Here is a 14,737-nt window from a genome sequence, read left to right on the forward strand (position 1 = left end):
AGCGGCCAGCAGACTGACGTTGCGCTCATCGCAATCCGTTTCGCTATACGCACCGAGGTGTCATGATGATTCCCGCGTGCCGACTCGTGGATCTCCCGCGAGGCGAGGCCCACCGGCTCGACATCGACCCGCCCGTGTCGGTGTTCCACACCGACGACGGCGAGCTCTTCGCCATCGACGACACCTGCACCCACCAGGACGCGTCGCTCGCCGACGGCTGGCTGGAGGGCTGCGAGGTGGAATGCCCCCTGCACGCCTCCAGGTTCGACCTGAGGACCGGAGCCGTGGACGCCCCGCCGGCCAAGCTCCCGGTCCGCACCCACGAGGTCGTCGTCGAGGACGGCATGGTCTACGTGCGGCTCTCCACTCAGGCGCCCAACCTGCCGCCGTGCGTCGCCGCCCGCCTGGCCGGAGACCCCGCGTGAGGACCGTCGCCGTGGTGGGCGCCTCGCTGGCCGGACTGTCGGCCGCGCGCTCGCTGCGGAAGCGGGGGTACGACGGCCGGCTGGTCGTCGTCGGTGACGAGCTCCACCGCCCGTACGACAGGCCGCCGTTGTCCAAGGAGTTCCTGGCCGGTGCCGTCGGCGAAGCGGAACTGGCACTGGAGAGGGACGACGAGGAGCTCCGGGCGGAGTGGGTGCTCGGCGCCCGCGCCACCGGACTCGACCGCACCGAGCGGGCCGTCCGGCTCGCCGACGGCCGGGAGATACGCGCCGACGGCGTGGTCATCGCGACCGGCGCCGCCGCCCGCACCCTGCCCGGCACCGAGGGTCTCGCCGGCGTCCATGTGCTGCGCACGCTCGACGACGCCCGCGCCCTCAGGGACGACCTGGCCCGGGGCGGACGCCTGGTGGTGATCGGCGGCGGGTTCATCGGCGCCGAGGTCGCCTCCACCGCGTACGCCCTCGGCCTGGACGTGACCGTCATCGAGGCGGCGCCGACGCCGCTGGCCGGACCGCTCGGCGAGACCATGGGCGGGGTCGTCTCCGCCCTCCACGCGGATCACGGGGTACGGCTGCTGTGCGGAGTCGGGGTCAAGGGACTGAGCGGGGAGCACCGGGTGGACGCGGTGCTGCTGGAGGACGGTCGCAGCATCCCCGCGGACACCGTCGTCGTCGGTGTGGGGGCGCGGCCCTGTGTCGAGTGGCTGGAGGGCTCGGGCGTCGCACTCGACAACGGTGTGAAGTGCGGCGCTGACGGCCGCACGAGTGTCGCCGGGGTCGTCGCCGTGGGCGACTGCGCCAACTGGTACGACCCGCACACCGGGGCCCACCGCAGGGTCGAGCACTGGACCGGCGCGCTGGAACGGCCGGACGCCGCCGTCGCCGTGCTGCTCGCCCACGGTGCGACCGAGCCGGGTGCGCCCCGGCCGCCGTACTTCTGGTCCGATCAGTACGGCGTGAAGATCCAGTTCGTCGGCCACGCGGCCGGGGCCGACAGTGTGACGGTCGAGGAGGGCTCGACCGACGACCGCAGTTTTCTGGCGGTCTACCGCAGGGCGGGCCGGCCGGTCGCCGTGCTCGGCATGAACCAGCCGCGGCTGTTCACCCGCCGGCGCAAGCAGTTCACCTCCGCCACGTCTTGACACCGCCCCTGCGGCAACTCATTCTGCGTTGCACATGAAACGCAGTGTTGCTTCATACACAACGCCGCCCGAAGTTGCTCTTCCCGGCGCGTGACCTACCGATCCACGACGTCTCCCGAGGAGTGCACCGTGACCTCGACCAGCCTGCCGGACAGCCTGATCGCCACTCTCCCCGGCTCCGCCTACACGGATCCCGGCATCTTCGCCCAGGAACAGGAGCACATCTTCGAGGCGATGTGGTTCTGCGTCGCGCGCTCGTCCGACCTGGCCGGGCCCGGTGCCTTCCGCACCGTGGACGTGGGCCGAGAGAGCATCCTCGTCACCCGGGCGCGCGACAACGCCGTACGTGCCTACTTCAATGTATGCCGGCACCGCGGAGCCAAGCTCTGCACCGAGGAGACGGGCGAGGTCAAGCGGGCCTTCCAGTGCCCGTACCACGCCTGGACCTACGACCTGAACGGCAAGCTCGTCGCGGCGCCCAACCTCACCAAGATGCCCGACGTCGGCCGCACCGAGTACGGCCTGGTGACCGTGGCCGTCCGCGAGTGGCTCGGCTATGTCTGGGTGTGCCTGGCGGAGAACCCGCCCTCCTTCGAGGAGGACGTCATCGGGGCGGTCGTCGAACGCCTCGGCGACGTGGAGTCGATCGAGCGCTACGACATCGACCGCCTGTCGGTGGGCAAGCGGATCGCCTACGACGTCAAGGCGAACTGGAAGCTCATCATCGAGAACTTCATGGAGTGCTACCACTGCGCCACCATCCATCCCGAACTCACCGAGGTGCTGCCGGAGTTCGCCGACGGCTACGCCGCCCAGTACTACGTCGGGCACGGCGCCGAGTTCGGCGCGGAGGTCCAGGGCTTCACCGTGGACGGCTCCCAGGGGCTGGACCGCATTCCGGGGGTCTCCGAGGAGCAGGACCGCCGCTACTACGCGATCACCGTCAAGCCGCAGGTGTTCATCAACCTGGTGCCCGACCACGTGATCTTCCACCGGATGTACCCGGTCGCCGTCGACCGCACGATCGTCGAGTGCGACTGGCTCTACCTCCCGCACGTCGTGGAGAGCGGCAAGGACGTCAGCCGGTCCGTGGAGCTCTTCGACCGGGTCAACCGCCAGGACTTCGACGCCTGCGAACGCACCCAGCCGGGTATGAGCTCACGGCTGTACGCCAAGGGCGGCGTGCTCGTGCCCAGTGAGCACCACATCGGCGCCTTTCACGACTGGGTGAACGAACGCCTCGGCACGCTGCGGCCGGAGTGACGCGGGAGGCGATGTGCGGTGCGGAGGGAGCGCCCGTGGCCCGCGCGGGGGGCGTACGCGGGCCGTACGGCGGTCGTGCTCCGTGCGCTCAGCCGAGGTATCCCATCCGGTGGCTGATCTCGTCCGCGCCCTTGACCAGCAGCGGAGCGAGCTCGTGCATGCGCTCCTCGGTGAACCGGTAGGAGGGTCCGGAGGCGCTGATCGACGCGATGACCTGGCCCTCCCGGTCGCGGATCGGGGCGGCCATGGCGTGCAGCCCGATCTCCAGCTCCTCCAGCGTCCAGGCGTAACCACGCTCCCGGGCCTCGGCGAGGTTCTTCTCCAGCTTCGCCTTCGCGGAGATCGTGTGCGGGGTCAGCTTCTTCAGGCCGGCCTCGGTCAGCAGTGTCGCGCGTTCCTTGGCGGGCAGGTGGGCCAGCAGGATCTTGCCGCTGGAGGTGGCGTGCAGCGGGGTCAGCTGGCCGACCCAGTTGTGCGCGGTGACGGCGGCCGTGCCGCGCACCTGGTAGAGGTTGATCGCATACTGCTCCTGCATCACGGCGATGTTGACCGTCTCGCCGATCTCCTCGGCCAGGCGCTCGCACACCGGACGCCCCTGCTGGGTGATGTCGATGCGTCCCGTGACGGCGCCGGCCAGGCGTACGATGCCGAAGCCCAGCCGGTACTTTCCGCGCTCGCCCGACTGTTCCACGAGGCCGCGCGCCTCCAGGGCGCCGAGCAGCCGGAACGCTGTCGACTTGTGCACATCGATCTCGGCGGCCACCTCGCTCACGCCCGCCTCGCCCCGCTGGGCCAGGATCTCCAGGACGCTGATGGCGCGGTCGACGGACTGCACTCCGCCGGGGGGTGAACCGTTCGTTTCGGTATCCGGACTGTAGTTGCTCATGACGGAACTATACGCGCAGTAAACAACGCACAGGCAAGTAACGCGCTGTGAACAAAGATCTTACAAGTTGCGCCGTCCGCAACCTGGTGCGCATAGCGATACCCGTACTAGCATGCCCGGCACATCAACGACGCGAGCGAGACGAGGCACCATGGCTCCCCTCCAGTACGACTTCGTCATCGTCGGCGGTGGATCGGCCGGCAGCGCACTGGCGAACCGGCTCTCGGCCGACCCCGGCAACCGGGTGCTCGTCCTGGAGGCCGGCCGCTCCGACTACCCCTGGGACGTCTTCATCCACATGCCCGCGGCGCTCACCTACCCCATCGGCAGCCGCTTCTACGACTGGAAGTACGAGTCCGAGCCCGAGCCCCACATGGGCGGCCGCCGCATCTACCACGCCCGCGGCAAGGTGCTCGGCGGCTCCAGCAGCATCAACGGCATGATCTTCCAGCGCGGCAACCCCATGGACTACGAGCGCTGGGCGGCCGACCCCGGCATGGAGACCTGGGACTACGCCCACTGCCTGCCGTACTTCCGCCGGATGGAGAACTGCCTCGCGGCCGACCCGGACGACGAGTTCCGCGGCCATGACGGACCCCTCGTCCTCGAACGCGGCCCCGCGACCAACCCGCTCTTCACCGCCTTCCAGCAGGCCACCGAGGAGGCCGGTTACGACCCCACCGACGACGTCAACGGCTACCGGCAGGAGGGCTTCGCCAAGTTCGACCGCAACGTCCACCGCGGGCGCCGGCTGTCGGCCTCGAAGGCGTACCTCAAGCCCGCGATGAAGCGGCCGAACCTCACGGTGAAGACGCGTGCCCTGGTCACCCGGGTGCTCTTCGAGGGCAAGCGGGCCGTCGGCGTCGAGTACCGGCGCGGCAAGGGCGCTCCCCAGCAGGTCCGCGCCGGCGAGGTCGTCCTGTGCGGCGGCGCGATCAACTCCCCGCAGCTGCTGCAGCTCTCCGGCGTCGGCAACGCCGCCGAACTGTCCGCCCTCGGCATCGACGTCGTCCACGACCTGCCGGGCGTCGGCGAGAACATGCAGGACCACCTGGAGGTGTACGTCCAGTACGCCTGCAAGGAGCCCGTCTCCATGCAGCCGTACATGGCGAAGTGGCGCGCCCCCTTCATCGGACTGCAGTGGCTGTTCCGCAAGGGCCCCGCCGCCACCAACCACTTCGAGGCGGGCGGCTTCGCGCGTAGCAACGACGACGTGGACTACCCCAACCTGATGTTCCACTTCCTGCCGGTCGCCGTCCGCTACGACGGCTCCTCTCCCTCCGGCGGGCACGGCTACCAGGTGCACGTCGGGCCCATGTACTCGGACGCGATCGGATCGGTGAAGATCAAGAGCACGGATCCGCGGGTCAAGCCCGCGCTGCGCTTCAACTACCTCTCCACCGAGCAGGACCGCCGGGAGTGGGTCGAGGCGATCCGCGTCGCCCGCCGGATCCTCAACCAGCCCGCCCTCGCCCCCTACAACGGTGGGGAGATCTCGCCCGGACCCGCGGTCGAGACCGACGAGGAGATCCTCGCCTGGGTCGCCAAGGAGGGCGAGACCGCCCTGCACCCCTCGTGCACCTGCAAGATGGGCACCGACGAGATGGCCGTCGTCGACCCGCTGACCCTGCGGGTGCACGGACTGGACGGGCTGCGCGTGGTGGACGCCTCCGTGATGCCGTACGTCACCAACGGCAACATCTACGCACCGGTGATGATGATCGCCGAGAAGGCGGCCGACATCGTCCTCGGCAAGGAGCCGCTGGAGCCGTCGAAGGCCGCCTACTACCGGCACGGCGACGCCCGGAAGGAGGCCGGGTGAGCCATGGGTGCCGACGCCCTGCGGGCGCTGCTCGCCCGGGTCCGCTACGAGGTGCTGCCGGCGAAGGCGACCGAGGAGAAGGTCCTCGCCCATGTGCCGCGCGACGTCGTGGTCACGGTCACGGCGTCGCCGGTCAAGGGGCTGGAGCCGACGCTCGGGCTCACCGAGCGGCTCGCGGCACACGGTTACCGCGTCGTCCCGCACGTGCCGGCGCGGCTGCTGCGGGACGACACCCACCTGAAGGACGTGGCCGAGCGGCTGCGCGCGGCGGGCGTCGACGACGTCTTCGTGCCGGCCGGTGACGCCGACCCGCCGGCCGGGCCGTACGACGGAGCGCTGCCGGTGCTGCGCGGACTGAGCGACCTGGGCAGTCCCTTCGCCGACCTGGGCATCACCGGTTATCCGGAGAGCCATCCGCTCATCCACGACGACATCACCATCCAGTCGATGTGGGACAAGCGGACGCACGCCACGTATATCGTGAGCAACCTGTGCTTCGATGCGCGCGTGCTGGGTGACTGGATCACCAGGATCCGGCGCCGCGCCATCACCCTGCCCGTGTACGTGGGCGTCGCAGGGCCCGTCCAGCGGGCGAAGCTGCTGGCCATGGCGACGAAGATCGGGGTGGGGGAGTCGGCGCGCTTTCTCACCCGGCACCCCTCCTGGTTCCTGCGGTTCGCGGCACCCGGCGGATACGCCCCCGAGCGGCTGCTCAGCCGCGGCGCGGAGGCGTTCACCGGGCCCGCGGCCGCGGTGGCCGGCCTTCACCTCTTCACCTTCAACCAGATCGCCGAGGCGGAGCGCTGGCGCCGTGCGGCACTGGACCGGCTGGGCGGCTGACGCGCGCGGAAGAGCGACGCGGAGGCGGCCGAATCGAGATAGACCGACCCCTTGACGGGTCTCGGCCGATTCGGCCAGGGTGTTCCACCACAAGCAATTCAATGCACAATGCGCAACGAATTCCTTCGAAGGGCGCGACCGTGGCAGATCTGTACGTGGACGGAGAATGGCGCGCTGCGGTGGCCGGCGGCCACCGGGAGATCCGCTGTCCGGCGGACGGCACGCCGGTCGCGACGGTCTCGGAGGCGACCCGCCCCGACACCGAGGCGGCGATCACCGCCGCCCGGCGCGCCTTCGACCAGGGCCCCTGGCCCCGCACCCCCGAGCGTGAGCGCGGGGCGCTGCTGCTGCGCACCGCCGACATCATCGAGCGCGACGCCAAGGAGTTCGCCCGCGCCGAGTCCCTCGACACCGGCAAGCGCCTGGTCGAGAGCGAGTACGACATCGCCGACGTCGTCTCCTGCTTCCGCTACTACGGCGGCATCGCCGGCACCAGCGCGGGACGGGTGGTCGACACCGGACGCGACGACGCCCTCAGCCGGGTCACCTACGAGCCCGTAGGCGTCTGCGGACTGATCACCCCCTGGAACTACCCGCTGCTCCAGGCCAGTTGGAAGATCGCCCCTGCCCTGCTCGCGGGCAACACGGTCGTCCTCAAGCCCAGCGAGCTCACGCCCTCCACCTCCATCCTGCTGATGAAGGCCCTGGCGGAGGCGGGACTTCCGGCCGGCGCCGCCAATCTGGTGCTGGGCGCCGGAGCCGAGGCGGGCGCGCCGCTGGCCGAGCACCCGGCCGTCGACATGGTGTCGTTCACCGGGGGCCTGCAGACCGGTCGGCACATCATGGCCACCGCCGCGGCGACGGTGAAGAAGGTCGCGCTGGAACTCGGTGGCAAGAACCCGAACGTGGTCTTCGCCGACGCCGACTTCGCCACCGCCGTCGACTTCGCGCTCACCGCCGTCTTCCTGCACTCCGGGCAGGTCTGCTCGGCCGGCGCCCGCCTGATCGTCGAGGACTCGATCCACGACGCCTTCGTCGACGAGGTCGTACGCCGCGCCCGCCGGATCCGGCTCGGCGGCCCCTTCGACCCCGACGCCGAGACCGGACCGCTGATCTCCGCACAGCACCGCGAGAAGGTCGAGGCGTACGTCGCCGCAGGACTGGCCGAGGGCGCCGTACTGCGCTGCGGCGGCGCACGCCCCGACGATCCCGCGCTGGCGAACGGCTTCTACTACCCGCCCACCGTCCTCGACGAGTGCCGGCAGGACATGCGCGTGGTCCACGAGGAGTCCTTCGGGCCGGTGCTCACCGTCGAGCGCTTCGACGACGAGGACGACGCCGTCCGCATCGCCAACGACACGGAGTACGGCCTCGCCGGAGCCGTCTGGACGCAGGACGCGGGCAAGGCCCAGCGGGTGGCCCGCAGGCTGCGCCACGGCACCGTGTGGATCAACGACTACCACCCCTATGTGCCGCAGGCGGAATGGGGTGGCTTCGGGCACTCGGGCGTGGGCCGTGAGCTGGGACCTTCCGGCCTCGACGAATACCGAGAGCCCAAGCATGTCTGGCAGAACATCCAACCCCGGCCGCAGCACTGGTTCCGCGGCTGACCGCCGAAGAGAGGCACCGATCATGACCCCAGCCCAGACCGAGGTGTCGCGGCAGCGCGACACGTCCCAGGATCCCCAGGCGCGCACCCCGGTCATCTCCGTGCGCCGGCTGTGGAAGGTGTTCGGGCCGAAGGCCGACGAGGTGCCGGGCTCGAAGGAGTTGTGCGGACTCACCCGCCGCGAGCTCATGGACCGCACCGGATGCACCGCCGCCGTACGGGACGTCGACTTCGAGGTGTCGCCCGGCGAGGTATTCGTCGTCATGGGCCTGTCCGGCTCCGGCAAGTCCACCCTGGTGCGATGTCTGACCCGGCTGATCGAACCCACCTCCGGAGAAGTCGTCTTCGAGGGCGAGGACATCCGGGGCGCCGACCCGAGGCGGCTGCGCGAGCTGCGGCGCAGCAAGTTCTCCATGGTCTTCCAGCACTTCGGCCTGCTGCCGCACCGCAGGGTCGTCGACAACGTGGCGTTCGGCCTGGAGATACGCGGCATGGGCAAGGCCGAGCGCACCAGGAAGGCGCTGGAGGTCGTCGAACTGGTGGGCCTCGCCGGATACGAGAACTCCTACCCCGACCAGCTCTCCGGCGGAATGCAGCAGCGCGTCGGCCTCGCCCGCGCCCTGGCCGGCGACCCCGACGTCCTCTTCTTCGACGAGCCGTTCTCCGCGCTCGACCCGCTGATCCGCCGCGACATGCAGAGCGAGGTCGTCCGCCTGCACCACGAGGTCGGCAAGACCATGGTGTTCATCACCCACGACCTGTCCGAGGCCCTGAAGCTCGGCGACCGCATCCTGATCATGCGCGACGGCAAGACGGTCCAGTGCGGCACCGGTGACGAACTGGTCGGCGCCCCCGCCGACGACTACGTACGGGACTTCGTGAAGGACGTGCCGCGCGGCGACGTCCTCACCCTGCGCTGGATCATGCGTCCCGCCGAACCCGACGACGCCGTGGACGGGCCCGAGTTGGGGCCGGACGTCGTGGTGCGCGAGGCCACCCGTACCGTGCTGGCGGCGCACAAGCCGGTCAAGGTCGTGGAGAACGGCAAGCTGCTCGGCATCGTCGGCGACGAGGAGATCCTCTCCGTCGTCGCCGGTCAGCAAGGCGGTGCGTGATGGCCGTCGCCGCCGACGCGACCGCACCGGTCGCGACGACACGCAAGAGGGTCAGCCGCCCCATGGTGGTGGCGGCGATCCTGCTCGCCTGGCTGGTGCTCTTCGCCGTGCTGCGCGGCCGGCAGACGCTGACCCTCGCGGCGGCCGACCTGACCGGACTGCACCGCCGGCTGAACGACCTCAACGACAGCATCGGGGCCAACCGCAACTCCAACCCGCTCTTCCTGTACTTCTTCAACGAGATCCGGCTGGCCATCGACAATCTGGTGACCTTCGTCCAGTCCCTGATCTCCCAGCCCACCGGAAGCCGCCCGGTCCCGCAGATCGGCTGGCTCGGCGTCGTCGGGCTCACCGGCTATGTCTCCTGGGCCGTGGGCAACTGGCGGGTGGCGCTGCTGGCGGTCGCGGGCTTCACCTTCTTCGGGCTCCAGGGCCTGTGGCAGGAGAGCATGGACACGCTGGCGCTGACCCTGTCGGCGGTCCTGGTGGCACTGCTGATCGGCATCCCGCTGGGCGTGTGGGCCGGTCTCTCCGACCGGTTCAACCGGATCATGACGCCCTTCCTGGACTTCATGCAGACGATGCCGACCTTCGTCTACCTCGCCCCGCTGACCCTGATCTTCCTCATCGGCGGGGCCTCCGCCGTGATCACCACGGTGATCTACGCGGCACCGCCCGCCATCCGTATCACCGCGCACGCCATCCGCTCCGTGCCCGAGACCACCGTCGAGGCGGCCGACTCCCTCGGCACCACACGGTCGCAGCAACTGCTGAAGGTGCTGCTGCCGATGTCGAAGCGCACCGTGGTCATGGGCGTCAACCAGACCATCATGGCCGCCCTGGCCATGGTGACCATCGCCGCCCTGATCGACGCGCCCGGCCTCGGCAAGACCGTCGTACAGGCCCTGCAGTCGCTCGACGTCGGTACGGCCTTCAACGCCGGCCTCGCCATCGTCGTCATGGCCATCGTGCTCGACCGGGTGACCACGGCGGCGGCCGGCCGCGCCGACGCGGCCCGGCGCGGCGCCGGCCGTCTGGCGACGTGGCGCCGCCCGCTGCTGGCGGCGGGCGGGATCGGCGCCGCCGTCCTGGTCTATCTGTCCCACACCTATGTCTGGGCGGCCGAGTTCCCCGGCAGCGGCAGCACCGGCAGCCACATCGCGAGCGCGGCCGACACGACGACCACCTGGCTGCAGGACCACCTCTCGGGACTGACCAACGGCGTACGGGACGTCATCACCAACGGCCTGCTGAACCCGTTCCAGACGCTGCTCACGGACTCCCCGTGGTGGCTCGTCGGCGTCACCCTGGTCGCGCTCGGCGCGGTGCTCGGCGGCCGGGGTGCCGCGGTCACCGCCGCGGTGTGTGTCGGGCTGCTCGTCGGTACGGGTCTGTGGTCGGACAGCATGACGACCCTCGCCTCGACGGCCGTGGCCACCGTGCTGGTGATGCTGTTCGGCGCCGTGTTCGGCGTGTGGATGGGACGCAGCACGCTGGTGGACCGGGTCGTGCGGCCCACCCTGGACGCCGCGCAGGTCATGCCGCCGTTCGTCTATCTCGTGCCGTTCCTGGCGCTGTTCGGTGCCACCCGGTTCACCGCGATCGTCGCGGCCGTCGTCTACGCGGCGCCCGTCGCGATCAAGATCATCGCGGACGGTGTGCGGAACGTGTCCGAGTCCACGGTGGAGGCGGCCACCTCGGCCGGGTGCAACACCTGGCAGATCATCACCAAGGTCCAACTGCCGATGGCCCGCAGCGCCCTGACTCTCGCGACCAACCAGGGCCTGATCTATGTGCTGTCGATGGTTGTGGTGGGCGGCCTGGTAGGGGCAGGCGCCCTCGGCTACGACGTCGTGGCCGGATTCTCGCAGGGACAGCTGTACGGCAAGGGGCTGGCGGCGGGGCTCGCCATCGTACTGCTGGGAGTCATGTTCGACCGGATCACTCAGGCTGCGGCACGACGCACCAGGGCTTAAGGAGCACGACACCATGGCAAGACACTGGCGAGCCGGCGCGGCCGGCCTGGCCGTCCTCGGCCTCACCCTCACGGCCTGCTCGGGCGCGAAGGTCGGCGACAGCACCTCCGCCGGATCGAAGTCCTCGGGCGGCAAGTGCGGCACCTTCAACCTGGCCGTCAACCCGTGGGTCGGCTACGAGGCGGACGCGGCGGTCGTCGCGTACGTGGCGCAGCACGACCTCGGTTGCACGGTCAACAAGAAGGATCTGAAAGAGGAGATCGCCTGGCAGGGCTTCGGGACCGGCGAGGTCGACGCCGTCCTGGAGAACTGGGGACACGACGATCTGAAGAAGAAGTACATCACGGGGCAGAAGACCGCCGTGGAGGCGGGCTCGACCGGCAACCAGGGCGTCATCGGCTGGTTCGTGCCGCCGTGGCTGGCCAAGGCTCACCCGGACATCACCGACTGGAAGAACCTCGACAAGTACGCCGACAAATTCAAGACCTCCGAGTCCGGCGGCAAGGGGCAGCTGCTCGACGGGGACCCGTCGTACGTCACCAACGACGCCGCCCTGGTGAAGAACCTGAAGCTGAACTTCAAGGTGGTGTACGCGGGCAGCGAGACCGCGCTCATCCAGGCCTTCCGCACCGCCGAGAAGAACAAGCAATGGATGGTCGGCTACTTCTACGAACCGCAGTGGTTCATGTCGGAAGTCCCGCTGGTGAAGGTCAACCTGCCCGCGTACACGAAGGGCTGCGACGCCGATGCGGCGAAGATCGCCTGCGACTACCCCGTCTACGACCTGGACAAGGTCGTCAGTGCGCAGTTCGCCAAGTCCGGCAGCCCGGCGTACAAGCTGGTGAAGAACTTCCACTGGACGAACGACGACCAGAACACCGTGGCCAAGTACATCGCCGTGGACAAGATGTCGGACGACGCGGCGGCCAAGAAGTGGGTCGACGCCAACCGCGACAAGGTCGACGCCTGGCTGAAGTAGCAGGGGTCGGAAAAGGCCGGCTGAGAACGCCCGGCGTGCGGTGCGCACAGGTGCGCACCGCCCGCCGGGCATTGCCGTGTTCCGGGCTGTTTTCCGACGTCACCGACCCCTTGACACCCCCCTCGACGACAGGCACATTGAGTTGCGCAACCTGAATCAAGTTGCGCAACAAGCAACTGAACCGGTCTCAAGTTCGGAGGTTGGGCGATGGCGGGACCCCGAGTGGTCATCATCGGAGCGGGCGTCGTGGGAGCCGCGCTGGCGGACGAGATCTCCGCGCGCGGCTGGACCGAGGTGACCGTGGTCGACCAGGGCCCCCTCCCGGCCACCGGGGGCTCCAGCTCGCACGCCCCGGGCCTGGTCTTCCAGACGAACGCCTCGAAGACCATGACGGAGCTGGCCCGGTACACGGTCGAGAAGTTCTGCTCCCTCGAGGTGGACGGCAAGCCCTGCTTCCTCCAGGTCGGCGGCCTGGAGGTGGCCACCGGCCCCGAGCGTCTCGCCGAACTGAGGCGGCGCCACGGCTGGATCACCGCCTGGGGCATCGAGGCGCGCCTGCTGACCCCGGACGAGTGCGTGGAGAAGCACCCGCTGGTCGACCGGGACAAGATCCTCGGCGGCCTCCTGGTCCCCACCGACGGCCTCGCCAAGGCCGTCCTGGCCGTCGAGGCGCAGATCCGCCGGGCCGGCGAGCGCGGCGTACGCTTCCTGGCCCGGCACGAGGTCCTCGACGTGACGCAGAGCGAGGGCCGCGTCACCGCGGTGGTGACCGACCAGGGCGAGATCCCCGCCGACATCGTCGTGTGCTGCGCCGGCATCTGGGGCCCGAAGATCGCCCGCATGGTCGGGATGAACCTGCCGCTGACCCCGCTCGGCCACCAGCTCGCCTGGACCGGCCCGGTCCCCGCCCTCGCCGGCCAGACCGAGGAGGCGGTCCGCCCGATCCTGCGCCACCAGGACGCCGACCTCTACTACCGCGACCGCTTCGACGGCCTCGGCATCGGCTACTACGGCCACCGCCCCATGCCGGTCTCCGCCGACGACATCCTCTCCGTGGACGAGGCCGAGGAGATGCCCTCCGTCCTGAAGTTCACCGAGGAGGACTTCGAGCCCGCCTGGACCGAGACTCAGTCCCTGCTCCCGGCGACCAGGGAGGCCAAGGTCGAGGAGGGCATCAACGGCCTGTTCTCCTTCACCACGGACGGCTACCCGCTGCTCGGCGAGTCCCCGGACGTCAAGGGCTTCTGGGTCGCCGAGGCCGTGTGGGTCACCCACTCCGCGGGCGTCGGCCGGGCCGTCGCCGAATGGCTGGTCGACGGCTACTGCTCGTCGTTCGACCTGCACGAGTGCGACGTCAACCGCTTCGAGCCGCACCAGCTGTCGCCGGAGTACGTCCTGGCGCGCGACTGCCAGAACTTCGTCGAGGTCTACGACATCCTCCACCCCCTCCAGCCGTCCGGGAAGCCGCGCCCGATCCGCACCAGCCCCTTCTACGCCCGCCAGCAGGAACACGGCGCGTTCTTCCTGGAGGCGAACGGCTGGGAGCGCCCCCAGTGGTACGAGGCCAACGCGTCCCTGGTCGACGGCCGTGACATCCCCACGCCCAACGACTGGGCCGCCCGCTACTGGTCGCCCATCGTCGGCGCCGAGGCCCAGGTCTCCCGCGAGAAGGTCGCGATGTACGACATGACGGCCCTCAAGCGCCTGGAGGTGAGCGGCCCCGGGGCCGCCGAGTTCCTGGAGGGCCTGGTCACCGGCAAGGTCGCCAAGTCCGTCGGCTCGGTGACGTACACGCTGCTCCTGGACCACGACGGCGGCATCCGCAGCGACATCACCGTCGCTCGCCTTGCCCGCGACCTCTTCCAGGTCGGCGCCAACGGCAACCTCGACCTCGACTGGTTCACCCGGCACCTGCCCGCCGACGGAAGGGTCCAGGTCCGTGACATCACGGCCGGCACCTGCTGCATCGGCCTGTGGGGACCGCTCGCCCGCGAGGTGCTCCAGCCCCTCACCGACGCGGACTTCTCGAACGACGGCCTGAAGTACTTCCGTGCCAAGCGCGCCTACATCGGCTCGGTTCCGGTCACCGCGATGCGCCTGTCGTACGTCGGCGAACTCGGCTGGGAGATCTACACCACCGCCGACCAGGGCCAGAAGCTGTGGGACACCCTCTGGGCCGCTGCCGAGCCGCTGGGCGGAATCATCGCCGGCCGTGGCGCCTTCAACAGCCTCCGCCTGGAGAAGGGCTACCGCTCCTTCGGCACCGACATGACCTACGAGCACGACCCGTACGAGGCCGGCGTCGGCTTCGCCGTCAAGCTCGACAAGGACTTCATCGGCAAGGCCGCACTGGAGCGGCGCAAGGCCGACGTGCGGCGCAGGCTGAGCTGCCTCACCATCGACGACCCGCGGGCGGTCGTCATGGGCAAGGAGCCCGTGTACGACGGTGACCGCGCCGTCGGCTACGTCACCAGCGCCGCGTACGGCTACACCATCGGCAAGGGCATCGCCTACGCCTGGCTCCCGGCGGAGCTGGCCGAGCCCGGTACGACCGTGCACATCGGCTACTTCGACCAGCGCGTGGAGGCGGTCGTCGCCGAGGAGCCGTTGTTCGACCCGGCGATGTCCCGGCTCCGCGGCTGACACTCCGTGGGTTTCGACG

Annotated in this window: 11 protein-coding genes; 10 read left to right on the forward strand and 1 reads right to left on the reverse strand. The window is 69.9% G+C overall.

Features of this window, described 5'->3' with window-relative positions; genetic code table 11:
- Positions 1-62: 62 nt before the first annotated feature.
- The 3 genes from SRB17_RS22875 (at position 63) to SRB17_RS22885 (ending at position 2,848) form a co-directional block, all read left to right on the forward strand.
- Entirely contained in the window at positions 63-425 is a 363-nt protein-coding gene (locus SRB17_RS22875) for a bifunctional 3-phenylpropionate/cinnamic acid dioxygenase ferredoxin subunit (RefSeq protein WP_153541713.1), read from the forward strand.
- The gene (locus SRB17_RS22880; RefSeq protein ID WP_323376115.1) at positions 422-1,585 is read left to right on the forward strand and encodes an NAD(P)/FAD-dependent oxidoreductase; all 1,164 of its coding nucleotides are present in this window, start codon (positions 422-424) and stop codon (positions 1,583-1,585) included. The genes SRB17_RS22875 and SRB17_RS22880 overlap by 4 nt, the downstream gene beginning before the upstream one ends.
- 129 nt (positions 1,586-1,714) lie before the next feature.
- A complete protein-coding gene (locus tag SRB17_RS22885; RefSeq protein WP_323376116.1) occupies positions 1,715-2,848 on the forward strand; it encodes an aromatic ring-hydroxylating dioxygenase subunit alpha in 1,134 nt (377 codons plus the stop codon).
- An 88-nt stretch (positions 2,849-2,936) separates the two neighbouring features.
- On the opposite strand, the gene SRB17_RS22890 is transcribed toward SRB17_RS22885, so the two are convergent.
- On the reverse strand, positions 2,937-3,734 hold the full coding sequence (locus SRB17_RS22890) for an IclR family transcriptional regulator (RefSeq protein WP_153541715.1): 798 nt from the start codon (positions 3,732-3,734) through the stop codon (positions 2,937-2,939).
- Between the two features lie 151 nt (positions 3,735-3,885).
- Between SRB17_RS22890 and betA the strand changes: the two genes are divergently transcribed.
- The 7 genes from betA (at position 3,886) to SRB17_RS22925 (ending at position 14,718) form a co-directional block, all read left to right on the forward strand.
- Positions 3,886-5,556: a choline dehydrogenase gene (betA, locus tag SRB17_RS22895; RefSeq protein WP_153541717.1), complete on the forward strand. Its 1,671-nt coding sequence runs from the start codon at positions 3,886-3,888 to the stop codon at positions 5,554-5,556.
- Between the two features lie 3 nt (positions 5,557-5,559).
- Positions 5,560-6,396: a 5,10-methylenetetrahydrofolate reductase gene (locus tag SRB17_RS22900; RefSeq protein ID WP_153541719.1), complete on the forward strand. Its 837-nt coding sequence runs from the start codon at positions 5,560-5,562 to the stop codon at positions 6,394-6,396.
- A 140-nt stretch (positions 6,397-6,536) separates the two neighbouring features.
- Positions 6,537-8,006 (forward strand): aldehyde dehydrogenase family protein, encoded by a 1,470-nt coding sequence (locus tag SRB17_RS22905; protein ID WP_323376117.1) that lies wholly within the window; start codon positions 6,537-6,539, stop codon positions 8,004-8,006.
- A gap of 22 nt (positions 8,007-8,028) precedes the next feature.
- Complete coding sequence (locus SRB17_RS22910; RefSeq protein ID WP_153541723.1) at positions 8,029-9,120, forward strand: quaternary amine ABC transporter ATP-binding protein; 1,092 nt, start codon at positions 8,029-8,031, stop codon at positions 9,118-9,120.
- On the forward strand, positions 9,120-11,096 hold the full coding sequence (locus SRB17_RS22915; protein WP_153541725.1) for an ABC transporter permease: 1,977 nt from the start codon (positions 9,120-9,122) through the stop codon (positions 11,094-11,096). The genes SRB17_RS22910 and SRB17_RS22915 overlap by 1 nt, the downstream gene beginning before the upstream one ends.
- A 13-nt stretch (positions 11,097-11,109) precedes the next feature.
- Positions 11,110-12,075, forward strand: a complete 966-nt coding sequence (locus SRB17_RS22920) for an ABC transporter substrate-binding protein (RefSeq protein ID WP_153541727.1) — start codon at positions 11,110-11,112, stop codon at positions 12,073-12,075.
- A gap of 207 nt (positions 12,076-12,282) precedes the next feature.
- Positions 12,283-14,718: a GcvT family protein gene (locus tag SRB17_RS22925; RefSeq protein ID WP_153541729.1), complete on the forward strand. Its 2,436-nt coding sequence runs from the start codon at positions 12,283-12,285 to the stop codon at positions 14,716-14,718.
- Positions 14,719-14,737 lie beyond the last annotated feature (19 nt).

This window comes from Streptomyces sp. RB17, from assembly GCF_009604455.1.
Lineage (GTDB): Bacteria > Actinomycetota > Actinomycetes > Streptomycetales > Streptomycetaceae > Streptomyces.